The organism is Marinobacter sp. 1-4A, assembly GCF_016597725.1.
In the GTDB taxonomy this organism is placed as follows: domain Bacteria; phylum Pseudomonadota; class Gammaproteobacteria; order Pseudomonadales; family Oleiphilaceae; genus Marinobacter.
In genome coordinates, this window is record NZ_VCGY01000005.1 from 213,252 (window position 1) to 236,954 (window position 23,703).

The 23,703-nt window shown below is 53.5% G+C and carries 20 protein-coding genes; 6 read left to right on the forward strand and 14 right to left on the reverse strand.

Features of this window, described 5'->3' with window-relative positions; translation table 11 throughout:
• Positions 1 to 169: 169 nt before the first annotated feature.
• From hflC to FE845_RS12680, 9 genes are all read right to left on the reverse strand, one after another.
• Entirely contained in the window at positions 170 to 1,045 is an 876-nt protein-coding gene (gene hflC / locus FE845_RS12640) for a protease modulator HflC (protein WP_200365155.1), read from the reverse strand.
• A 2-nt stretch (positions 1,046 to 1,047) separates the two neighbouring features.
• Positions 1,048 to 2,235, reverse strand: a complete 1,188-nt coding sequence (gene hflK / locus FE845_RS12645) for an FtsH protease activity modulator HflK (protein ID WP_200365157.1) — start codon at positions 2,233 to 2,235, stop codon at positions 1,048 to 1,050.
• Positions 2,236 to 2,314: 79 nt separating this feature from the next.
• Positions 2,315 to 3,613, reverse strand: a complete 1,299-nt coding sequence (hflX, locus tag FE845_RS12650) for a ribosome rescue GTPase HflX (RefSeq protein WP_200365159.1) — start codon at positions 3,611 to 3,613, stop codon at positions 2,315 to 2,317.
• Positions 3,614 to 3,730: 117 nt separating this feature from the next.
• Positions 3,731 to 3,982 (reverse strand): RNA chaperone Hfq, encoded by a 252-nt coding sequence (gene hfq / locus FE845_RS12655; RefSeq protein ID WP_071264098.1) that lies wholly within the window; start codon positions 3,980 to 3,982, stop codon positions 3,731 to 3,733.
• Positions 3,983 to 4,018: 36 nt separating this feature from the next.
• The gene (miaA, locus tag FE845_RS12660; protein ID WP_200365161.1) at positions 4,019 to 5,062 is read right to left on the reverse strand and encodes a tRNA (adenosine(37)-N6)-dimethylallyltransferase MiaA; all 1,044 of its coding nucleotides are present in this window, start codon (positions 5,060 to 5,062) and stop codon (positions 4,019 to 4,021) included.
• A 25-nt stretch (positions 5,063 to 5,087) separates the two neighbouring features.
• The gene (gene mutL / locus FE845_RS12665; protein ID WP_200365163.1) at positions 5,088 to 7,004 is read right to left on the reverse strand and encodes a DNA mismatch repair endonuclease MutL; all 1,917 of its coding nucleotides are present in this window, start codon (positions 7,002 to 7,004) and stop codon (positions 5,088 to 5,090) included.
• A 20-nt stretch (positions 7,005 to 7,024) separates the two neighbouring features.
• A complete protein-coding gene (locus FE845_RS12670; protein ID WP_265092039.1) occupies positions 7,025 to 8,365 on the reverse strand; it encodes an N-acetylmuramoyl-L-alanine amidase in 1,341 nt (446 codons plus the stop codon).
• A gap of 52 nt (positions 8,366 to 8,417) precedes the next feature.
• The gene (tsaE, locus tag FE845_RS12675) at positions 8,418 to 8,915 is read right to left on the reverse strand and encodes a tRNA (adenosine(37)-N6)-threonylcarbamoyltransferase complex ATPase subunit type 1 TsaE (protein WP_200365167.1); all 498 of its coding nucleotides are present in this window, start codon (positions 8,913 to 8,915) and stop codon (positions 8,418 to 8,420) included.
• Positions 8,912 to 10,492, reverse strand: a complete 1,581-nt coding sequence (locus FE845_RS12680) for an NAD(P)H-hydrate dehydratase (RefSeq protein WP_200365170.1) — start codon at positions 10,490 to 10,492, stop codon at positions 8,912 to 8,914. The genes tsaE and FE845_RS12680 overlap by 4 nt, the downstream gene beginning before the upstream one ends.
• Before the next feature lie 147 nt (positions 10,493 to 10,639).
• Here FE845_RS12680 and queG point away from each other — a divergent pair, with 147 nt between their 5' ends.
• Positions 10,640 to 11,719, forward strand: a complete 1,080-nt coding sequence (gene queG, locus FE845_RS12685) for a tRNA epoxyqueuosine(34) reductase QueG (protein WP_200365172.1) — start codon at positions 10,640 to 10,642, stop codon at positions 11,717 to 11,719.
• 8 nt (positions 11,720 to 11,727) lie between these two features.
• On the opposite strand, the gene orn is transcribed toward queG, so the two are convergent.
• Positions 11,728 to 12,270 carry an oligoribonuclease gene (orn, locus tag FE845_RS12690; RefSeq protein ID WP_200365174.1) on the reverse strand — a complete coding sequence of 181 codons (543 nt, stop codon included), beginning with the start codon at positions 12,268 to 12,270 and terminating at the stop codon, positions 11,728 to 11,730.
• A 321-nt stretch (positions 12,271 to 12,591) separates the two neighbouring features.
• Here orn and rsgA point away from each other — a divergent pair, with 321 nt between their 5' ends.
• Positions 12,592 to 13,650 carry a small ribosomal subunit biogenesis GTPase RsgA gene (gene rsgA, locus FE845_RS12695; protein WP_200365176.1) on the forward strand — a complete coding sequence of 353 codons (1,059 nt, stop codon included), beginning with the start codon at positions 12,592 to 12,594 and terminating at the stop codon, positions 13,648 to 13,650.
• 16 nt (positions 13,651 to 13,666) lie between these two features.
• Here the strand turns inward: rsgA and motB are convergent, their stop codons facing one another.
• Both motB and motA read right to left on the reverse strand, forming a co-directional pair.
• On the reverse strand, positions 13,667 to 14,626 hold the full coding sequence (motB, locus tag FE845_RS12700) for a flagellar motor protein MotB (protein ID WP_200365178.1): 960 nt from the start codon (positions 14,624 to 14,626) through the stop codon (positions 13,667 to 13,669).
• 25 nt (positions 14,627 to 14,651) lie between these two features.
• Positions 14,652 to 15,503, reverse strand: a complete 852-nt coding sequence (motA, locus tag FE845_RS12705; protein WP_200365180.1) for a flagellar motor stator protein MotA — start codon at positions 15,501 to 15,503, stop codon at positions 14,652 to 14,654.
• 198 nt (positions 15,504 to 15,701) lie between these two features.
• Between motA and asd the strand changes: the two genes are divergently transcribed.
• Entirely contained in the window at positions 15,702 to 16,562 is an 861-nt protein-coding gene (asd, locus tag FE845_RS12710) for an archaetidylserine decarboxylase (RefSeq protein ID WP_200365182.1), read from the forward strand.
• A 178-nt stretch (positions 16,563 to 16,740) separates the two neighbouring features.
• Here asd and epmA read toward each other — a convergent pair whose 3' ends face one another.
• A complete protein-coding gene (gene epmA, locus FE845_RS12715) occupies positions 16,741 to 17,709 on the reverse strand; it encodes an EF-P lysine aminoacylase EpmA (protein ID WP_200365184.1) in 969 nt (322 codons plus the stop codon).
• 7 nt (positions 17,710 to 17,716) lie between these two features.
• Positions 17,717 to 18,289: an elongation factor P gene (gene efp / locus FE845_RS12720; protein WP_200365186.1), complete on the reverse strand. Its 573-nt coding sequence runs from the start codon at positions 18,287 to 18,289 to the stop codon at positions 17,717 to 17,719.
• A gap of 45 nt (positions 18,290 to 18,334) precedes the next feature.
• Here efp and epmB point away from each other — a divergent pair, with 45 nt between their 5' ends.
• From epmB to FE845_RS12735, 3 genes are all read left to right on the forward strand, one after another.
• Entirely contained in the window at positions 18,335 to 19,384 is a 1,050-nt protein-coding gene (epmB, locus tag FE845_RS12725) for an EF-P beta-lysylation protein EpmB (protein WP_200365188.1), read from the forward strand.
• Positions 19,385 to 19,609: 225 nt separating this feature from the next.
• Positions 19,610 to 21,418 carry a GTPase gene (locus FE845_RS12730; protein ID WP_200365190.1) on the forward strand — a complete coding sequence of 603 codons (1,809 nt, stop codon included), beginning with the start codon at positions 19,610 to 19,612 and terminating at the stop codon, positions 21,416 to 21,418.
• Positions 21,419 to 21,609: 191 nt separating this feature from the next.
• The gene (locus FE845_RS12735) at positions 21,610 to 23,694 is read left to right on the forward strand and encodes an EAL domain-containing protein (protein WP_200365192.1); all 2,085 of its coding nucleotides are present in this window, start codon (positions 21,610 to 21,612) and stop codon (positions 23,692 to 23,694) included.
• Positions 23,695 to 23,703 lie beyond the last annotated feature (9 nt).

Here is a 23,703-nt window from a genome sequence, read left to right on the forward strand (position 1 = left end):
GTCCATCCAGCGCCCCCTACTATTTATCATAGTCGGAGCAAGCCGGTTTTTTGGGTGACGCCCGGGGCAGAAAAACCCGAACCAAAACCTGAGGGATTTTACACTGTTGGCAGGCACAAAAAAACCGGAATACCTGAGCATTCCGGTTTTTCGCTATGCAAGGCGGTATTTAATTTCCGCCCTGAGAATCCTTCAGGAATCTCATGAAGTCACTTTGGGCGTCAATAACCATTAGGTCATCTTTACCGGAAAAGGTATTCCGGTAAGCCTGCAGACTACGATAGAAGCTGTAGAACTCTGGGTTGGAACCGTAAGCATCCGCGTAAATTCGCGCAGCTTCGCCGTCGCCTTCACCGCGCGTAGTTTCCGAAGATGCAAACGCCTCTGCCAAGGTAACCGTTTTCTGGCGGTCAGCATCCGCACGAATACCTTCTGCAAGTTCCTTACCGCGCGAGCGGAATTCCTGAGCCAGCTTCTCACGCTCTGTCGCCATGCGGCGATAAACGTTATCACTGACCTGCCCCGGGAACTCAATGGCCTTAACCCGGATATCTTTTATGTCGATACCGAATTCCTTAACGGAGGTTTCGTTAACCCGGTCGCGCAGGTTGTGCATAAGCTCATCGCGCTGACCCGAAACGACTTCGTGCATGGTACGGATACCAAACTCGTCCCGCAGGCCGTTGTCTACTCGAGATAACAGCAGCGACTGGGCACGGAACTCATCTCCGCCGGTCGCCCGGTAGAACTGATCCACATCGCGAATTTTCCAAGCGATGTAGGAGGTAACATCAAGCGGCTTCTTTTCAACCGTCAGATACTGCCTTGAGGGCAGATCCATGGTCAGCACGCGGATATCAAACTCCCGAACCTGATCAATAACCGGCACCTTGAAGTGAATACCCGCTTTGATGTCGGTCTCTACCAGCTCACCAAATCTAAGCATCACGCCGCGATGGGTTTCCGGAATAATAAACACACTCGAAAGTACCAGCAGGACAACGATAAGAGCGCCTGCAAGACCCACTACACTTTTAGGTCCCATGATTATCTGCTCCTCCGGGTATTAGTGTCCTGTCTGGTTCGCAGCTCCTGAATCACTTGATCCGTTACCGTCTGAATATCCATTTGCGACGCACTACCTGAAGTTTGGCTGCCACTCCGTGACGAGGCACCTTGAGTAAGTCGATCCAAAGGCAGGTACATCATATTGCCGCTGCTTTCAGTATCCACAAGAATCTTGCTGCTGTTTGAAAGCACTGTTTCCAGTGTCTGCAAGTACATGCGCTCACGGGTTACCGTAGGTGCCATCTGGTAGACAGCTAGCAGCTCGAGGAAACGGGCAGTTTCACCACGGGCACGCTCGATAACTTCCTGCTTGTAGGCACTCGCCTCTTCAATCATGCGCTGTGCTTGACCACGGGCTTCAGGAACCACTTTATTGCGGTAGGTTTCTGCTTCTTCTTTCACGCGCTGTTCGTCCTCACGGGCACGCTGAACCTCGCGGAACGCATCCTGGACGGCTGCGGGGGGCTGAGTGCTCTCAACGTTAACCCGAACAATTTCAAGGCCCGTTCCGTATTCCTGAAGGAAGCCCTGCAAACGCTGCTCAACACGGACAGCCAATTCCGCACGGCCTTCGGTCAGCACGTCATCAAGGGAAGAACTACCCACTTCGTGACGGAGCGCACTGTCTGTTGCAAACGCCAATGCCTGATTGGAATCCCGAACGTTCAGCACGTAATCGCGTGCATCGCCAACGCGGTACTGAACCTGCAGATCAACCGTAACGAGATTCTCATCCTGGGTCAGCATCTGACCACTGGATTGAGCGGTTCTAACGCTGGTCACCAACACCTTGGTTACGTCGTCAATCAGGGGAACCTTGAACCTCAAGCCGGGGTTTTCGGTTTTGGAGTACTCTCCAAACCTAAGCACCACGGCGCGCTCCTGCTCGTTTACTGTGTAAAACGACTGGAAGACGACATAGCCCACAACAAGAATAGCGGCTAACGCCAACACGGCGCCAAAGTTGCCCGCTGAACCGGAGCCACCACTGCTACCTCCGTCTCCACCCGACTTTTTACCTTTACCACCCAACATTTTATTGAGTTTATCGAGACCCTTTTTCAGTGCCTCATCAAGGTCTGGTGGTCCCTGATCATTCCCGCGACGACCACCATTTCCCCAGGGGTCATTATCGTTGCGGTTTCCACCCGGTTCATTCCAGGCCATAGTGCTCTCCGTTCCTAACGTATCGAATGGCTGCAAATACTAGGGATTTATCATCGCCCCGGCAATAGTTGCTATGGTTTCAGGCTTGCCCGTTATTCAGGCGCACCGTTTCTTCACTCATATCTGCACGACTCAGTAACTGTAGCCAATCCCGGTATTGCAACCGAACTTCAACTACCGTGTCTCCGGTTTCCCGATATTCTTCGCTGAGCACCGAGCCCGCTTCGTGCAAGAGCGCCCGGAGCTTACCGTCAGCAGGTCCAAGCAAAACAAAGTGATGGACAACGTCTTCAGCCAAGCGCTCCACGATGGCATCGTAAAGGCCATCCAGACCTTCGCCGGTCACTGCAGAGACCCAAGCTCGCACGGGCACGCCGTCTTCATTGCGCTCCACCCGTGGCGTGAAATTGTCTAGCAGGTCTATTTTATTGAACACCTGCAGCACCGGTATCTCATCGGCACCGATTTCTGCTAAAACTTCTTCAACCTGCTCGATGTTTTCATCGCGCCGACTGTCGTGGCTGTCCACAATGTGCAGCAAAATGGTTGCTTCAGTGGTTTCTTCCAAGGTTGCCCGGAACGCTTCAACGAGCTTATGGGGCAAATGCCTGATAAAGCCTACGGTATCCGCCATTACGACCGGCCCGATGTCTGGAAGTTCCAGCCGTCGGATGGTCGGATCCAGCGTCGCGAACAACTTGTCTGCAGCGTATACGGACGACGTTGTAATTCGGTTGAACAGCGTCGACTTACCCGCGTTGGTGTAGCCAACCAGAGATACCGTAGGGATATCGGCACGTTTACGTGCTCGGCGGCCCTGATTACGCTGTTTGCGCACCTTTTCGAGCCGCTTATGAATAGACTTGATGCGCTCGCGCAGAAGCCTGCGGTCTGTTTCGAGCTGAGTTTCACCGGGGCCGCGCAGGCCAATACCACCTTTCTGCCGCTCAAGGTGAGTCCAGCCTCGCACCAACCGTGTGGACATATGCTCCAACTGGGCCAGCTCTACCTGCAACTTACCCTCGTGTGTGCGAGCACGCTGGGCAAATATATCCAAAATAACGCCGGTGCGGTCCAGAACACGACATTTGAGCTCGCGCTCAATATTTCGTTCCTGACTTGGGCTCAGGGAATGGTTGAAAAGAACAACATCCGCTTCGTGCAGCGTTACAGCATCACGGATTTCTTCAAGCTTGCCCTCTCCCACGAACAGTCTGGGGCTTGGCTGCTTGCGAGATCCGGTTACCGTTCCAACTGCTTCAACTCCAGCAGAGGCCACCAGCTCCCGGAATTCATCCGGATCTTCAGAGCCGTCGTGGGACGAGAAATCGATGTGGACGAGTATCGCTCGTTCACCAACATCAGGGCGTTCAAACAATGGGCATCAACTCCACAACAGTCAGTTCATTAACGTTATAAAAAACAAACACCCGCGGCCATCAGAACCCAGAGGCTCGTCAGGAACGCGGGTGGCAAAACCGGAAACCCGGGCAAATCAGTCTTCAGGCTCATCCTCTCCAGCAGGGTTCTGCTGAGGAATGCGAACATTCCGGGCAGGAACAACGGTGGAGATTGCGTGCTTGTAGACCATCTGGCTGACAGTATTTTTCAGCAAAATCACAAATTGGTCAAAAGACTCTACCTGCCCTTGCAGTTTGATGCCGTTAACCAGAAAGATGGATACCGGAATGCGTTCCTTGCGTAAGGCATTGAGGTAAGGGTCTTGTAACGAGTGCCCTTTTGACATGTGTGTTCTCCTGTTTTTAGTAAATGCAGATCGTCATTATTCAGTGCTAAATGTGGTGTGAAGTCTGACTTTTTTCAAGGCTGCATCAGCGATAAAACTATCTTCGCTGTCAAGCCAGTGTAAATCAGTCCACTTTCGGAGCCATGTAAGCTGCCGTTTGGCTAGCTGACGAGTGGCCGCAACTCCCTTGCTTACAAATGCATCATAATCATCTACACCCACCAGATAGTTCCAGGCTTGGCGATAACCGACACAACGCATGGACGGTAGGTCAGGGTGTAAGTCGCCCCTGGCCATCAGGGCCCGAACTTCGTCCAGAAACCCCGCTTCCAGCATGTTCAGAAAGCGCTGGTGTATCCTATCGTGAAGCACTCGCCTCTCCGGAGGCGCCATGGCAAGCTGTACAACAGTATACGGAAGCGATGAAGTTTCGTCTGCCTGCCATTGAGTATAGTAGGTGTAATCCTCAATACCCTGTTGACCCGCGCTTTGGTTCGACGGCTGGCTAGTTTCTGCCTCCCAGAACGCCGAAATGGGCCGACCCGTCAACCGGATAACTTCCAAAGCCCGCAGAAGGCGCTGGCGATTATTGGGGTGAATCAATTTTGCCGCCACTGGATCAGCGGCCTGCAGTTCATCGTGAAGAGCGGGCCAACCAAGCTGACTGGCTTCTGCCTCAAGCGCTGTTCGAAGCTCCGGGCTGGCCGATGGCAACCCGGACATTCCATGCAACAGGGCTTTGAAATACATCATAGTGCCACCCACGAGCAATGGAATACGCCCAGCACGGGTAATCCGATCCATTTCAAGCAACGCATCCCTACGAAAATCAGCGGCGGAATAAGTTTCGGCGGGATCGCAAATATCAATCAGCCGGTGCGGCGCGCGCGCCAACTCAGCGGCAGTGGGCTTGGCCGTGCCTATATCCATGCCGCGATAGATCATTGCCGAGTCGACACTGATAATCTCGCAGGGCAATTGCTCACACAGCGCCATGGCAAGATCGGTTTTTCCGGAAGCCGTGGGACCCATCAAGAAGATGGCAGGTGGTTTAGTGGCTTGAGGCGTTCTTGATGGCATTGTTGTTGACTCTCCCAAACGCAGTCTAGCGCCCCCGCAAAAAGAGCTTGTCCAACTCCGCCAATGTGACCAGCGTCCAAGTCGGGCGCCCATGATTACATTGACCGCTGCGCTCTGTCGCTTCCATGTCCCTGAGTAGTGAGTTCATCTCCGGGATGGTCAACTGGCGGTTTGCCCGCACTGAACCATGGCACGCCATGGTGCCCAGCAGTTCGTGGGTAACTGCTTCAACCCGGTCACTCTGGCCATGTTCAATCAGGTCAGACAACACGTCCCGAACAAGCTGCTCGGTATCGGCTCCCCGCAACAACGCAGGCACCTGCCTGATTGCCAAAGTCTCAGGCCCGATGCGTTCAACTTGCAGCCCTAAATGCTGCAATTCTTCGCTATGGGTTTCAGCTAACGCCGCTTCTTTTTGGCTGACAGCAAGAGACAATGGCACCAGCAGCGGCTGGCTTTTGAGATCCTGCTCTGCCAGCGCGCGCTTCATTCGCTCGTAGGTGATGCGTTCATGGGCCGCATGCATATCGACCACAATCATTCCGGCACTGCTCTGGGCAAGAACGTAAATGCCATGCAACTGAGCAATGGCATACCCCAAAGGTGGCTCTTCGCTACTGTCGGCCGCAGCAGACTGATCCGATGGCATTACTGCTGCACCACTAAACGATGCGGGCTCTTGCCGGGTGCTGACGCCACCACCACCGAGGGATTGATAAAACGCCATTTGATCACTGGCTCGCCACTCTTGTTGAGGTGCAGCTTGCCCTCTGAACCCCTCTGCAGGTGAAGGCGTTTGACCACCAAACCAAGGCGCCGTGGACTGCCCGCTCTGAGGGTAAGCTTGTGAAGGTGCTACCCCATCAGCCTGCGGCGATCCCTGCTCTGCCGTTTCGCGGCCAAAGGACTGGGCTACAGCGCCTCGGAAATGGTCATCGGGACGTACATCAGCCAACGCTTTGTGCAGCGTGCGAAAAATAAAATCGTGCACCAGACGGCCATCACGGAAACGCACTTCGTGCTTGGTTGGATGCACGTTCACATCAACCGTGGCAGGGTCAACTTCAAGATATAAAACGAACGCAGGATGGCGATTGTTATACAACACATCGCGATAGGCCTGGCGCACAGCATGAGCAACCAAGCGGTCGCGGATAACGCGACCGTTTACAAAGAAATACTGAAGATCAGCCTGACTACGGGAAAAAGTAGGCAAGGCGACCCACCCCCACAAGCGCAAACCTGTGGCTTCTGCGTCAATCACTACCGCGTTATCGATGAACTTCTGCCCACACAAGGCGCCAATGCGGCGCTCCTTATCGAGCATGGACTCAGCTGACCGTAAATTTTGAACAACTTTCTGGTTATGACGCAAGGTAAAACCCGCATCAAAACGACTGAGCGCCTGCCGTCGCACGCATTCTTCCACATGGTTGAATTCGGTTTTCTCTGTGCGCAGAAACTTGCGCCGGGCAGGAGTGTTAAAAAACAGGTCTCGCACTTCCACCGTAGTGCCCACGGGGTGTGCGGCAGGTGATATTCGAGCATCCATGTCACGCCCTTCAACTTCCACGCGAGAGGCTGCTTCCTGCTGGTCGGTGCGGGAGGTTAGCGTTAAACGGGAAACCGAACTGATACTGGCTAGAGCTTCGCCTCTGAATCCGAGCGAAGCCACAGCCTCCAAATCGTCGAGGCTAGCGATTTTACTTGTAGCATGGCGGCTGAGCGCCAGCGGCAAGTCGCTTTCGGCAATACCACTGCCGTCATCACGCACACGGATGAGTTTTACACCGCCCTGTTCCACCTCGATCTCAACGCGATCAGCGCCTGCATCGAGTGCGTTTTCAACGAGTTCTTTGACAACAGATGCAGGGCGCTCAACCACCTCACCGGCAGCAATCTGGTTTGCCAGCCGCGGCGAAAGTAATCGGATGGAGGGCATGTTTCGGGACTACCTCTTGTTCAGGATGCGGGAATGCGAATGGTTTGCCCTACCATAACACGGTCATCCCTTAGGCCGTTAAATTGCATCAGTTCGCTTACGGTTGTTTGGTTTTCACGCGCCACTTCAGAGAGAGTATCGCCACTTTGAACCCGATACCGGCTAATACGGCCGCCACCTTGACGGTTCTGCTTCTGCCACGCCAGCAAGGTGCCGGGCGGGGGTGTCTTCTGAAAGTAGTCATCGATACCTTGCATGATGGCGCCAGCGAGCTTGCGTCGATACCAGTCGGTAGACAAATTTTTCTCTTCCTGCGGGTTGGATATAAAGCCTGCTTCCACAAGAATAGAAGGAATATCCGGCGACTTGAGAACGGCAAAGGCCGCCTGCTCCACGCCTGGTTTGTGCAAATGCGCTACGCCGTTGAGCTTACCAAGAATTGAACTACCCACACCCAAACTGGCATTGATACTGGCGGTCATGGAGAGGTCAAGCAGCACACCAGCGAGCATGTCGTCGCGGCCATCAAGAGACACTCCACCTGTACCGCCGATCAAATCCGAGCGGTTTTCGCTTTGCGCCAACCAACGGGCGGTTTCACTGGTTGCACCACGCTGGGAGAGCGCAAATACCGAGGCGCCCTTGGGCTGCGGCGTGCGGAATGCGTCCGCATGCACAGACACAAACAGATCCGCACTGTATTTTCGGGCCAAAATGGTTCGGTTTCTCAGGCCGATATAATAATCACCGGTGCGGGTAAGTTTAGCGGTATAACCCGGCCGCTTATCAATCATGTCTTTGAGGATGTGAGCCATTTTTAGCACTACATCTTTTTCACGGGTACCCCTTGGGCCAATAGCGCCGGGGTCTTCACCGCCGTGGCCGGCATCGATAACTACGATAACGTCGCGCTTGCCAGCTGAATTATGAGTCACCGTCGGCTTGTTCGCCTTTTCCAAACGACTGCCACTTTCATCAATTAGATCCAGAACCAGACGATGGCCATACTGCTGGTTGGGCTCTAACTGAAAACTTCTAGGTTTGATATCGCTGGCTAAATCAAGAACCACCCTTAGATCGGTGCCGTTGCGTGGCGCACTGCGAATACGGCGAACCGGACTGCCAGCCAAATCAAGCTTGTCGAGGTCGGTTTTCAGGCGCGTGTTTTTGAGGTCAATCACCAAGCGCGAAGGATTGCTCAACGCAAACATATTGTGATCCACCTTGCCTGCGGTATCCAACACCAAACGGGTATGATCCGGGGCTGGCCAGATGCGAATACCCTCCACCTGAGTACCTGCTTGCGCCTGTAAGGATGCCGAAAGCAACCACGCGGACGCCAGAGCCACTATTATCGTCATCGTCAGCTTGTGTTTTTTCATACAGCTTGCCTGTTTGTGCGGTTTCGGCCAGTCAATGCTCCGGCCCGATCAATTCCAACTCGTTCAACAGTGACGCACCGAACTCCGATCGCGCCCGAATGACCGCCGACCGACCGTCGCCCTGATGCTCCAAATGTACTTCGAGATCCGGGCTTGGCAGCAATCCCTCGCCGCGTTCCGGCCACTCGATAAGACAAATACTCTGGCCATTGAAATAGTCACGAATGCCCATGTACTCCAATTCTTCTGGGTCGCCCAACCGATATAAATCAAAGTGATAGGCCGGCGGGACCAAGTCTTCGTAGGGCTCAACCAACGTATAGGTCGGGCTTTTTACAGCGCCCTCATGCCCAAGGGCCCGAATAACCCCACGGCTGAGTGTGGTTTTCCCCATTCCGAGGTCGCCCTCGAGGAATATGGTCAGACCTTCACCCGATTCTTTTGCCAAACGGGCCAGTTCACTGCCCAGCTTTTCGGTCTCTTCTTCACCTTCCAGAAACAACCTGCGTTCGTTCCCGAAAATGCTCATTCTTCCTCCTCGCGGCGGCCAGTGATTGACTCCGCCTCCCGGAAAACCTGTGGCAATGCATCAATCACGTCAGTGGCGATGAGCCCCATATAGCCTTTTTCAACGGATGCCCTGCTCGCAGCTTCAAGATGCACAACCGCGCCCAGTGTGGCGGCCTGAGCGGGTGACTCAATGATTTGGGCATAGACTGCGCCAATGACTCCCGAGAGCACGTCCCCCATGCCTCCTGTTGCCATACCCGGGTTGCTGCCCCCGGCAATATCCACAGCCGCCTCGCCAGCGGAGATAACCGTTCCTGCCCCCTTGAGCAAGACTGCGCCCCCGTATAAGGACTGCAGCTTATTCGCGGCGGCCAGACGATCCGCTTCAACTTCCGGCACAAGGCAATTTAGCAGTCTGGCGGCCTCGCCCGGGTGCGGTGTCAAAATTTGATTGTTGGCTGGTACAGCTACCCGGGATGAAAGCAGGTTTAAAGCATCTGCATCCAACACGCGAGGCTTGCCGCTCTCCACTACCTGTTGCAGCATCTGCTGCCCCCAGGCGCCCTGTCCCATACCGGGCCCACACACAACAACCGTTGCGGCATCCAGCAGCGAGGGCAGTTCCGAGCCGTGGGTCAACCCATGAACCATCACCGAAGGGCAGCGTGCCAATGCGGCTGTTACATGCTCAGGGCGTGTTGCCAGCGACACCAACCCTGCACCGGAGCGCGCAGCTGCTTCTGCAGCGAGCAAGCCCGCACCACCAAAACCACGGTCTCCCGCAACCACCAAAACATGGCCAAAACGACCTTTATGGGCGTTTGCAGGGCGCCGGGGCAACCATCCTTGAACAGACTTCCAACTTTGGAGCATGGCTATCGGGCTTTCGCCGTTCTCGCCATTCTCAGCAATATCGCCAGTTTTTATGGCAGTGCTCAATGATTCAAACACTGTATCGCCACACGCCGCCGCGCCTTGCCCGGTATACAACCCAGCCTTGCGGCCAATAAACGTAACGGTCATGCTGGCCTGCACCACCTCGCCCTTGGCTGCGCCTGTCGTCGCGTTAAGCCCGGAGGGCACATCAACTGCCAACATAGGAAGCCCCGAGCGATTACAGCGTGCTATTACACTGGCAAACGGCTCTCTGGGGGCACCGGAAGCCCCTGTCCCCAGCATGGCATCTACAATTAGCCCGGCGTTTTCAATTAACGAATCCAGCTCGGCCTCACTGAACTCGGCCAGCTCCCGGACCTTCACGCCATCAGCAGTCGCCTTCTGCCAAGCCTTGCGGGCATCTCCGTTCAATTTCTCTGTGGGGGCAACCGCGACACAATGCACAGTCAACCCGTGCCGAAGCGCATTGGCCGCTATCAGGTAGCCATCGCCACCGTTATTGCCTGCACCGCAAAGAACCAGCAAAGTTTCAGTGCCGGGCCAGCGCAATGCTAGCCTGCGAAACGCCGCACGGGCAGCAGACTGCATCAAATCAAACCCATCGACACCGAGCTGTTCGATAACATACTGATCGATACGGCGCACAGAATCGGCGGAAAACAGCGCATCTGGTAAACTGCCTCCAGCTTGCTGTGGCATGAGCCTTTGCTCCCGTTACAGAAACCGGTTTAAGAAAATTGGCCAGCTATCTGTAAAGCATAGCAAAACCATGGAAAAGGTCATAACTTAATCAAATTAAATATCTGTACCTCCAGTTCGGGCATGGCGGGTACACCAGTGGTACTTATGAGCACACCTGAAACAGACATGTCTTTGCCACCAGAACTGGCTGATTTGCCTACACTTATCCGGCAGTGGGCCAGAGAACTCGGGTTTTCTGATGCAGGAATAACAACGGCGGATACCGGCGAACATGCCCAACGACTTCAAGACTGGCTCGACCAAGGCTATCAGGGAGAGATGGCGTACATGGGTCACCACGGGGATAAGCGCTACACTCCTACGTCGCTGGTGCCTGGAACAACCAGAGTCATTTCTGTACGCATGGATTACATGCCCACACCAGACAGCCCTAAAGAAGCGCTTACTAACCGGGAAGGCGCTTATATCACTCGTTATGCTCTAGGCCGGGACTACCATAAGTTGATACGGAAGCGGCTGGCCACTCTGGCAAAAAGGATTGACGAGGCAGTCAGCGGATACGATCACCGAGCATTTGTGGACAGTGCCCCAGTTCTAGAGCGGGCGCTGGCGCAACGGGCGGGTTTGGGCTGGATTGGCAAGAACAACATGTTGATTCATCCTAAGGCTGGATCGTTCTTTTTTCTTGGCGAAATATTCACTAGCGCACCTTTGCCCGTGGACCCCGCCTTCGAGAAGGATCATTGCGGGAGCTGTTCTGCCTGTCTGGATATGTGTCCTACGGACGCATTTGTTGGGCCACACAAATTGGATGCCCGACGTTGCATCAGTTATCTCACCATCGAGCTCAAAGGTAGTATTCCGGAGGAGTTGCGACCGCTGATGGGTAACCGGGTGTTTGGCTGTGATGACTGCCAACTTGTGTGCCCATGGCAGAAGTTCAAAAAGCCGACTCAGGAAGATGATTTTCAGCCACGGCATGGCCTCAATAATAGTTCGTTGGCGGAGCTGTTTTTATGGACGGAGGAGCAGTTTCTGAAGCGCACCGAGGGTTCGGCTATCCGCCGCACGGGATACGAAGGCTGGCTGCGTAATCTGGCGGTAGGGCTGGGCAACGCACCTTCAACGATTCCGGTGATTGAAGCCCTTAAGCAGCGCGCGGACTATCCTTCGGAGATGGTCCGCGAGCATGTTCAATGGGCGCTGGCCCGGCACGGTTTATAGCTTGTAGGTTACAGCTTGAAGAAGTGCTCGCGGTAGTGGCGGAGTTCGTTGATGGAGTCGCGGATGTCGTCCAGTGCCAGATGGCTGCCCTGTTTTTTTACGCCTTCTAGTACATCCGGGCGCCACCGGCGTGCGAGTTCTTTTACGGTGGATACGTCTAGGTTACGGTAGTGGAAGAAGTCTTCCAGTTCGGGCATGTATTTTACGAGGAACCGGCGATCCTGACCTATGCTGTTGCCGCACAGGGGGGATTGGCCTTTTTCCATGTATTCTTTGAGGAAGGCGATGGTTTGCTGCTCGGCTTCGGCTTCTGAGATTTTGCTTTCGCGGACGCGTTTGGTTAGGCCGCTTTCGCCGTGGGTGCGGGTGCACCATTCGTCCATGGCTTCGAGCAGGCTGTCGGGTTGGTGAATGGCGAGAACCGGGCCTTCGGCTATGAGGTTTAGCTCGGAGTCGGTGATGATGGTGGCCATTTCTATGATGCGTTCTTTTTCTGGATCAAGGCCGGTCATTTCCAGATCGATCCACACTAGGGGTTTCCCTGCTGACATTCTGCTTTCCTCACTAATCAAACATCGGTGGAGAGTGGAGTGGCCCCTTGCTTTCCGGGAACCGCTACGAGCTCTTCCCTGAGCGCTTGTCGTCGGCCATCCATGGCCGCCGGCATTCCCGGAAAGCAAGGGGCCACTCCACTTCAAACTTTGGTGATATATCCCATATGGTTCGGGCAGCTTTATCTGGATAAGACACTGCACTGCCCGGAGGTTCGGTGATATGTTTCTATTAATCGGCTCGGTTAAAGCCGCACAAAATTTATTCCCGTATGATGGCACAGCAACGTGACAACTTTCATCCGTGTTAACTGAGACCTTATGGCAAAACGGCAACTGAACAAGCAACAGCAATTCCGGATCAAGAAGATTCAGGAGGAACGCGCGGCCCGTGCAGCTCGTAAAGAAAAGTCAGTTCAGGCGCAGGCCGATGCCGGAGAGCTTGGGCCTGAGCAGGAAGGGCTGATTATTGCCCACTACGGGCAACAGCTGGATGTGGAAGCGCTGGAGGGTGACCGCAAGGGTGATGTTGTGCGGTGTTTTGTTCGGGCGAATATCGATAGTCTAGTGACGGGTGATCGGGTTGTTTGGCGGCCGGGCAAGAATGAAACCGGTGTGATTGTCGCTCGGTGTGAACGCGATAATTTGCTGCAAAGGCCGGACAACTTTGGCGCTGTGAAGCCGGTGGCGGCGAATATTGATCACATTATTTTGGTGATCGCGCCGGAGCCTGAGCCCCATGATAATTTGATTGACCGGTATTTGGTGGCTTCCGAGATTACAGATATTCCGGCTGTTATTTTGTTGAACAAGACGGACCTGATTACGGATCAAAATAGACCGCACATCGATGCCCTACTCGCGCGTTATGCAGCCTTAGGTTATGAGATTGTGCGCACGTCTGCGGTGCAATTCGATGGTAAGCCTTCGCCGGAGGTTGAGGCGTTGGTGAAGGGTAAAACCAGTGCTTTTGTGGGTCAGTCGGGGGTCGGTAAGTCGTCGATCATTCAAACGTTGATGCCGGGTGAGGCAATTCGTGTGGGTGCAGTTTCCGAGAGTACTGGCAAGGGTGTCCATACCACTACCACTGCGAAGCTTTTTCACTTGCCGATGGGCGGTGATTTGATTGATTCGCCGGGTATTCGGGAGTTTGGTCTCTGGCACATGACACCACAGGAGATTGAGTACGGGTTTCGTGAGATTCGTGAGGTGATCGGTTACTGCAAGTTTCGCAATTGCAGGCATATGGGCGACCCGGGTTGCGCCATTGACGCAGCAGCAGAAGCGGGCACGCTAAGCCCTGAGAGACGGCGTAGCTTTCATCGTATTCTTCAGGACATGGCCGAGCAGCAGTCGCGAGGCTTAAAAGTCGACGGATAGGTTATTGTCGGGCGGCCTACCAGTTTAGTTCGCCCGGCGCCGGTTCTTCTTTTTCTTTCAGCCAGTCGCCGCTTTCCAGATTTTCCATGGCTTTTTTCTGGTCTTCTTCCGACGGGGCCGTGAGGTCGATGAGAGGCGCGCCTTTGGCACTGGCACTGCTATGAATGCTGCTGATGGTCTTTTTGTTGAGCACGATGATGGAGATTCGGCGGTTTACGGGTGCCGTTGGTTCGTCTTGATCAAACAAAACGGAATCGCTGAGCCCGACTACCCGGGCGATTTGTTGGGAACGCACACCACCGGCAACCAACGCACGGCGGGCGGTGTTGGCTCGGTCTGCCGAGAGTTCCCAGTTGGTATAACCGGGTCGACCGCCGAAAGGGGTGGCGTCTGTATGGCCGGTGAGGCTGAGTTTGTTATCAACAGATCCCAGCGTTTTCGCCAGTTCGAAAAGAATCTCCTGTGAGTAATATTTCAATTCAGCCCGGCCGCTATCGAACATAGGGCGGTTTGAGCGATCAACGATCTGAATTCTCAGCCCCTCATCGGTAATATCAATCAGCAGCTGATCTTTGAACTCTTGCAGCGTTTGGTTTTCTTCAATCCGCTGCTTTAGCTCTTGAAACAGCTCTTCCATCCGGCGTTGTTCGAGGGTGTCCGACAGGGTATCAACCACCTCATCCGCAATCACTATAGGGTTTGGGTCGGTATCCGTGCTGGCCTCGCTGACGACAGACGCACTGCCTTCAAGATCGACTGGGTTTGGCGAGCCGCCTTCAGTAAACCCCACAGGATCTTTAAAGTAGCCTTCTACGGCTTTTTTTTGTTCCGGAGATGCAGTTGCGGTTAACCAGAGCACCAAAAAAAACGCCATCATCGCCGTTGCAAAGTCAGCAAACGCAACCTTCCACGAGCCACCGTGATGGCCCGCCGCAATGACTTTTTTGCGTTTTATGATTATCGGCTGCTGTTCCACAAGACTGCTCCGGATTCAGGCTGGGCTATTTCGCACGCACGTGATCGTTCAATTCCTGAAAGTCAGGGCGTTTGTCGGTGGGCAAAGCTTTACGACCGAACTCTATAGCCATTTGAGGTGCTTGCCCTGATACCGTGGCAACAATGGCGGATTTAACACACTCGTAGGCTTTGAGCTCATATTTTGCAGCGTGCTCCATGGCGATGGAAGTTGGCCCCACAAAGCCATAGCCCATCCAGATGCCAAGGAAGGTGCCCACCAGCGCAGCCGCCACACTCAAACCAATGCGCTCCGGCCCTTCGCTTAGGAAGTTCATGGTGATAACAATGCCCAATACTGCCGCAACAATGCCAAGCCCTGGCAGGGCATCCGCAATTTTGTTCACGGCATGGGCTGGCTCTTCAAGTTCGTGTTGGCGGCTATCAATTTCGTTCTCCATCATGCCTTCCAGCTCATGGGAGGCCATGTTGCCAGCACTGATGATTCTCAGATAATCGGTGATAAATGCCAGCAACTCCTTTGACTTCATAATCGCCGGGTAGCGACTGAAAATCTGGCTGGATTCGGGGTTATCTATGTCTTCCTCAATGGACATAACCCCCTGCTTGCGGGATTTATCAAAGATCTCGTAGAGCATACTGAGCAAATCCATGTAATAGGATTTGTTGAATGGGGAGCCTGTGAGCAGGCGTAAAATACCGGAAAACACCTCTTTGACGGTATGCAGCGGGTTGGCAATGATAAAAGAGCCGAGGGCTGCGCCAAAAATAATGAGCAGTTCTGTCGGCTGCCACAACACCATTAGGTTGCCTCCATGGAGGACGTACCCACCCAGAACGCTGGCAATAACAATCACTGAACCAATAATAAGTAGCATGAGAAGAATGTAAGCCTTTTATCTTGAGGTGTCGCCCAGCGCCGGTATCAATGACGCTTTTTCTGGTTTGATAATAGCAAGCCCCCGCAGTATCCGCGAAGGCATGCAACAATTTCTATACATACGGTCGCCTACGCAACACTCTTGCGAGACTATTTGTTAAACTTCGCGCCTTTGAGCACATAGGATCGCATTCAAATGTTCGACAAGCTGTTTATTCTGAGCCAGTACGTTACTCCGCAACTTGCGGTTTCCCGCGCCGCTGGTCGTCTTGCAGACAATGACCGCAATCCTGCGCTCAAAAATCGGGTTATCAAGTGGTTTGTGAAGCGTTACGGCGTGGATATGAGCGAGGCGGCGGAAGCTGACCCTACGGTTTATCCCAGTTTTAACGCTTTTTTTACGCGAGCACTCAAGCCGGGGGTTCGCCCTATTGCCGGAGGGGACGATGTTTTTGTTAGCCCTGTTGATGGCGCTATCAGCCAGATTGGTCAGGTAGCTGGTGGTCGTATTTTTCAAGCTAAGGGGCAGTCTTTCAGCCTGTTAGAGTTGCTGGGCGGTGACACCCAGCGAGCGGCCACTTTTTCGGACGGCGAGTTTTCGACTATTTATCTTTCACCAAAGGATTATCACCGTATCCATATGCCTATGGCTGGCACGCTTCGGGAGATGATTTATGTCCCCGGCAAGTTGTTTTCGGTGAATCCGGTCACGGCGGAAAATGTGCCTAATCTGTTTGCTCGCAATGAGCGGGTTGTTTGTATTTTTGATACGGCTGCCGGGCCTATGGCATTAGTGCTTGTGGGTGCAATGATTGTAGGTAGTGTTGAGACGCCTTGGGCGGGGGTTGTGGCGCCCAACAGCAGTGGAGTGAAGGCGATCAGCTATGAGGGCGAGAGTGCTATTTCGTTTGCCAAAGGTGAGGAGATGGGGCGTTTTCGGCTGGGCTCTACGGTGGTGATGGTGATGCCCAAGGGTCGTGTTCGCTGGGATGCCAATCAGGTAGCCGAGAAGGTTGTTCGCATGGGTGAGGCATTTGGGAAAATCTCTGCCGAATAACCCTTTCAATTCGGTGCCAGCATTTGTTGGCACCGCCTACTCTCGAGTTCAGCACTGGCGGGGAGCTGACTCCGAAACACGCTGTGAATACATCCCTGTACGCTCGGCTCCGCCATCCATGGCTTCGCACGGTTTCGGAGTCAGCTCCCCGCCAGTGCCCCAAACATCCCTATGGCCTTCACGCTCGCTCTAACGGGAATGCCAGCACATCTGAAATATCCCGTGTGCCGATTTTGAGCATCAACAAGCGATCCAATCCTAGGGCAACCCCCGCGCAGTCTGGCAATCCGTGCTCTATGGCCGCAAGAAAGGCTTCATCTATGTCCATTTGCGGTTTTCCATCGGCTTTTCGCAGGCGGTTGTCGGCTTCGAAGCGGGTGCGTTGTTCGTCTCCGTTGGTAAGCTCCCAGTAGCCATTACACAGTTCGATGCCATCAATATAAAGCTCGAAGCGGTGGGCTACGTCGAAGCCGTCTACGTTGGAGATTTTTGCCAAAGAGGCTTGGGAGGCTGGGTATTGGTTTATGAATACCGGGGTTTCAGTGCCGAGGTTGGGTTCAACGGCGAAGCTCATTAGCAAATCGAGGCAGCCGTCGCGGCTGAGGTTTTGTAATTGTTCGGGTTCAAGCCATTCTCGGCAACGTTGGTGCAGGTCACTCTGTGTTATCACAAAGGGGTCGATACCAGCCCAGTCGATCATCGCCTGCCGGTAGCTGATTGCCTTTGGTCTGGGGCATTCGAGCCAACCGCACACTAGGTCGGCAACTTCTGTCATTAAGGTCTCGTCGTCAAACCCGGTGCGATACCATTCCAACATGGAGAATTCGGGGTTGTGGCGGCTGCCGCGTTCGCCGTTTCGGAAGACTTTTGAGATCTGGTAGATGGAGCCCGAACCTGCAGCCAGCAGGCGCTTCATGTGGTATTCAGGCGAGGTTTGCAGCCAACCCCCTTTGATACCCTGAGCATCTAGTTGCGCATGTATACCATCGAGATTTGGCTCTGTTACGCCGCAGCGCCCCAGCATTGGGGTTTCTACTTCCAACACGTCCCTTTGCGCAAAAAAGCCGCGCACAAAGGCTGACTGTTCTGCGCGGCTTTTCAGGGCTGACCGGGAGGCAGTGGGCTGCCAGTCAGGCTGATTTTTCATGTTGGGGTCAGTTTTTTACCCGGTTCATGTATTCGCCAGAGCGTGTGTCGACTTTGAGCACTTCGCCGATGGTAATAAACAAGGGTACGCTTACAACGGCACCGGTAGATAAGGTTGCAGGCTTGGAGCCGCCCTGTGCAGTATCTCCTTTCATGCCCGGGTCGGTTTCAACTACTTCCAATTCGACAAAATTTGGTGGCGTAATGGTCAGAGGTGCACCGTTGTATAGAGTGACGGTGTAAACATCCTGCTCTTTGAGCCATTTGATGGTGTCGCCAACGGCTTTTGCGTCTGCGGCATATTGCTCGAAGGAGCCGTCGGTGAGCATGAAGTGCCAGAACTCTCCGTCTGTGTAGAGATATTCCATATCCTGCTCGATAACGTCTGCTGCTTCGAGACTTTCGCCGGACTTGAAGGTACGCTCCCACACGCGGTTGCTCATCAAGTTGCGCAGCCGAACGCGGTTGAAAGCTTGGCCTTTGCCCGGCTTTACAATCTCGTTCTCAAGGATAATACAGGGGTCGCCGTCCAGTAGTACTTTAAGACCGCCACGAAATTCGTTGGTAGAATATGAAGCCATGAAATGTCCACCTGCCAAAATGCTGTTTAAAATTTAAAGGCCGCTATGATACAGCGAACCCCTGCCTCTATAGAAGCCCGGCTTTCGGGCGATGATAACCGGAGCTGGCAACAGCTGCTTTCCGATTCGATAACCTCGCCGCAAGAATTGCTGGCACGGCTGGATTTGCCTGCTGGCAAATGGCTTGCTGGAGCTGAGGCGGGGCACCAACTGTTCCAAATCAGAGTTCCCGAACCGTTTCTTGCGCGCATGGAGAAAGGCAACCCCACAGATCCATTGTTGCGGCAAGTGCTGCCCCTTCACGCCGAAGCAAACACGGCAGAGGGGTTTGTTTTCGATCCGCTTCAGGAAGACGACGCCATCCAGACCACGGGGTTGATCCGGAAGTATCGCAGTCGCGCTCTTCTTATGGTAACCGGCCAATGCGCCATAAACTGTCGCTACTGTTTTCGTCGGCACTTTCCTTACGACGAACAGCGCCTGAGTCCAGCCGACCGACAGCGTGTGCTGGACACTCTCATGGCTAGCCCGGAAATCAACGAAGTCATATTCAGTGGCGGTGACCCCCTAGCGGTCAACGATCAGCTACTGTCCCAGTGGACTTCAGCCATCAGCAGCATTCCACATATCCGACGTATCCGCCTGCACACTCGCCTGCCTGTTGTCATACCGCAACGTGTGTGTGATGCATTGCTAAAGTGGATCAGCAGCACGCCGGTGCAGGTTGTTATGGTGCTGCACATCAACCATGCGGCAGAAATCGACCAAGCAACCCGTCGCGCTTTGGGCTACCTGCGCGCAGCAGGCGTAACCCTATTGAATCAGAGCGTCATTCTCAGAGGTGTCAACGATGATGCAGAGGTGCTTGAAAATCTGAGTGAAGCTCTGTTTGAGGCAGGTGTTCTTCCCTATTACCTCCACGCATTTGATCCCGTCGCTGGCGCGCATCATTTCGATGTCTCAGATGAAGAAGCCAGACTGTTGGTTCAGGATCTGCTTTCCAGACTGCCGGGCTTTTTGGTTCCAAGACTGGTTCGCGAAGTTCCCGGAAAACCCTCAAAAACACCGATAGACCTTTTTTCGGCCCACCCTTAACGATTGCTTTATAAAGTTGGCCCCAGTTCACATGTCAAACATTGTCAACATGTGAATTTCTCGCTTTCTTGCACTGGTTTGCTACTTTAAAGTCGAGTAACGTCTATTTTGTAAAAATATGTATTTGCGGCATTTTCCCGATAAACTGGCGTACCCAAGCAGCTATTGCCGTGCCAGCCGAGGGAATCCGTATACACAACATTGTCCTGACGGTGGCGCATTTTCATGGAAGGCACGATCCTTAAACCTGATCTCCGTGTTCCCGAGCAAAAAACGGCAAGCCTGTCGTTTTGCGATACAACGCCCAAGGCCTTTAAGGTCTGGACGGAACAGCTTCCCATGGCCAATATCGGCGAAGTATCGCGTCAGCTCTATCACGCAATCATCGAGCTCAACCACCTGTTTCTTGCGCCGCAACACCGCCTACAATTTCTTGAACTTATTCGTGAAAAAATTCACTTCGTTTGTAACGAACTCTCTCGTCATTATTTGGGGCTCGCGGTTGCCTTGCCGGAGAAGCAGCGCAAAATTGCCAATCTCTCTCAGGCACTGCAATTGCACCTTTCCAGCGGCTATAAACTGTGCATTTTAGAAGCGCTCGAAGACGGAGGTTTGGACAAGAACCGAAAGCTGATCGCCACTGCCATTCACCGGGCGATATCTGAGCTCGCATCAACTATATTGCGCTCGCACCAGCTTTATTGTCCCAGCCCCGCCCTAAGCTGGCTTGAGTGCCATCGCATGTTCCGGTTTGCCCATCGCAATAAGCTTTCGGGCTCGGCAGTAGAGGACGTAGCTCTAAAACAACGGCAATCCAGCACCATCGCTGACAGCTATAAACGCCTGTTGTTACTTGGGTGCGCCAGACCAAACCAGCTCAGGCAGTCGGACCTATTACAAGCATACGAACTGTTTGAGTCCTGGACAGAGCATTCACGCTGCGGTCCGGATGTCGGTGACGACAGCCTCTTTGTTGTAAACATGGAGCGGGACAACTCTCCGGTTTACAGAAGCTTGTTGGATCACAAACCAGGCGATGAGAGCTTCGGTTTCGACACCAGAGAGCTGGCCAATATGATTTCCGAGCATCTTGATGCACGGCTTCGTAAGCAACCCGTGCCGGAAACGCTGAAAATACGCGGCAATGTTAACGAAACACTGCTTACTCACTTGAGTCAGGCCTTGGGTATTTTGGCCACAAGAAATTTCAACCGGATTGCCAGCCACGGCACCCTTGAAGTATGTGTAGGTCTCACAGCAGCGCATTATTTCATTGCCGGAGAAAAGTCGTTTACGGAATTTGTAACAGGCAATGATAACGGCCCTGAGGGTGAGGAGAACCTCTTCATTCGCTCATCCCGCAAACGCGAAGACGCTTGGGGAGGTGCTCCCGACGCGGCACCAACCGACGAGCATTTGCATGCTGCCGACACGCCAATCAACTTCCGTGGCAGCTTCGGAAACACGCCCACCCCTGCGAACGATAAAAATCGACCCAAATCACACTCCACGCTGCTGGTAAACACCAGCCCGGGCGGTTATTGCGTTTCCTGGGAGGCGAGTGTTCCACCCTCCATGCAAACAGGCGAGATTTTGGGAGTGCGGGAGCAACGCTCACACCCGTGGAGCCTTGCCGTCGTGCGCTGGATTCGACAAGTGAAAAATCACGGAACCCAAATTGGTATAGAACTGTTGGCCCCCAGCGCCTCGCCCTGCGGCGTACGCCTTCTCCAAAAGGTTGGGCAAAGTAGCGAATACCTGCGCGGGCTTTTACTTCCGGAGATCAGCGTGGTTAATCAGGCCGCAACCCTGATTACCCCCCGCCTTCCATTCCAGCCTGGTAGCCGAATCTCTATGCTGCATGATGGCCGGGAGGAACAAGGCCAACTAGCTACGAAAGTATCGTCTACCGGTAGCATCAGCCAATTTGAGCTCAAGCTTCAGAAAAATGTTACTGCCGCAGCGCCAGCAAGCACATCAGCGCCTGCTAGCGCCAGTGAAGATGATTTTGATTCATTGTGGCCTTCCCTGTAATTGTCTCCGGTTGATATATGTATATCCGCCGGAGGCTTGTTATTAAGCCTCAACCCCTGCATCATTCAGCGATAGTGACAGTCCGGTCTAGCAGCACGAGTCCACAGCTTCTAACAAGATTCTGAATCTATGGCAGAGCATTTTTCTGCCGTGGCCGGCCCAGCCAACCTGTATGACGAGACGCCTTAGGAATGCAGAAACAGAACGCGACCGTACACCTCCTGATTCTCGACCCTTCGCAAAACGACGCCGAATCTCTGATTAGCTTGTTAAGAAACTCTGGGAAAGCCACAAGAGCCCACCGGATTACTTCCGAAGAAGATATGGAAGAAGCTCTTAAAAACGGCAACTGGGATTTGCTACTTGCCCGAGATGTAGAGCAAGAATTCACTGCAGATGAAGCGTTAGCCACTATAAAGCGCATGGACAAAGACATTCCCTGCCTGTTTTTAACGGCGGAGGAAAGCCGCGAGAGAACCGTAGCCGTAATGAAGGCTGGTGCGCAAGGAACTGTGCAGTTCGAACACAGCGACCTTCTGATACTCAAAGTCAAGCGTGAGCTGACCGCGCTTGAAGACCGCAGGCGCAAGCGGGCGCTGGAATCACACCTACGCGAAGCAGAACAGCGGTGCCAGCTACTTCTGGAAAGCTCAAAGGACGCCATCGCCTATATCAATGACGGCATGCACATTTATGCCAACCAGTCCTATATGGAGTTTCTGGGCTACGACGATATCGATGATTTGATCTGCATCCCTGTTCTGGACACCCTCACAACGGAAAGCCAGAACGAATACAAAGCCTTCATGAAGGCTTTCGCAGAAAAAGGCGAAGACGGCATGACCATTAACTGCACAGCAAAACGCAGTGATGACCATGAGCTAGCCGTAACTATGTCCGTGTCCGCGGCAACCTATGATGGAGAGGCCTGCACCCAAATTGTTCTCCAGCCTGAGCATAGCGATGCAGAGCTTGAAGAGAAACTGCGGGAGATCAGCAGTCAGGACCTGCTCACTGGCCTTTACAACCGCCAATACCTGATGAAAGAACTTGATCAAGCGATTGCCAAGGCAGGTAAAGACAATGAAACCGGCGCGCTGGCATATATCGCCCTTGACAGTTTCATGGCCATGAAAGGTCAAGTGGGCATTTCCGGCGCAGATCTCTTGTTGGGAGATTTGGCCAGCCTTCTGAAAAACGAGGCGGGAGATGACTTAATGCTCGCACGTCTCAGCGATGACGCTTTTGGCCTACTTTGTCTTCCCTGTGATGAAAAATCCCTAAGCAGCCGCTGTGAACAAATTCGCAAAGCTGTTGACGAGCACCTATTCGAGATTAATGGTCGCACTGTTCCGCTAACCGTCAGTATTGGCATTGCCTCCATCACCGAAAACTCACCGAAAGCAGAAGAACTCCTAGCTCGAGCGCACGTTGCATCTTCGGAAGTACGTAAACAGGAAGGCCAGTCTCAGGGTAATGGGATCCGCATTTACAACCCTGCAGACTACGAAACACTGGATGAAAGTAACTCCATTGAGGCGATCCTAAAGGCGCTGGATGATAACCGTTTCAAGCTCCTCTTCCAGCCCATCATAAACCTGCGCGGTGAAGGCGAGGAACATTACGAAGCCTTTGTAAGAATGCTCGACAAGGATGACAAAGAAGTCTCGCCTTACGACTTTCTTCCACCGATGGGGCCAAGCGATACCGCCATGAAGATTGATCGCTGGGTTATCTTGCAAACGATAAAGCAGCTGGCTAGTCACCGTTCCAGGGGCAACGACACCCACATGTTCCTCAACGTGACGGCAGAGACCCTGCAAGACAAAACCTTTACGCCCTGGCTTAGCGTGGCGCTGAAAGCGGCTCGCCTACCCGGTGACGCGCTTATTTTCCAAGTTCGCGAAGGCGATGCGACTAACTACATGAAACAGGCCAAAGAGTTTACAAAGGCCCTACACCAGCTTCACTGCAAGGTATCTATTGCCCAGTTCGGTTGCGCGCTGAATCCGTTCAACACTCTGAAACACATTGATGCGGATTATGTGAAAATCGATGGTTCCTTTACGGAGGAAATCCAGAAGAGTGACGAAGCCAAGGAACAGGTAAAGGAAATGGTAACCAGCCTGCAAAGCGCGGGCAAACTTACTATTATTCCGCTGGTAGAGAATGCCAGCATACTTGCCACGCTCTGGCAGGCTGGCGTGAACTACATACAGGGCTACTACCTACAAGCACCGGTTCCCGAAATGAACTACGACTTTGGCGATAACTGAGACTAAAAA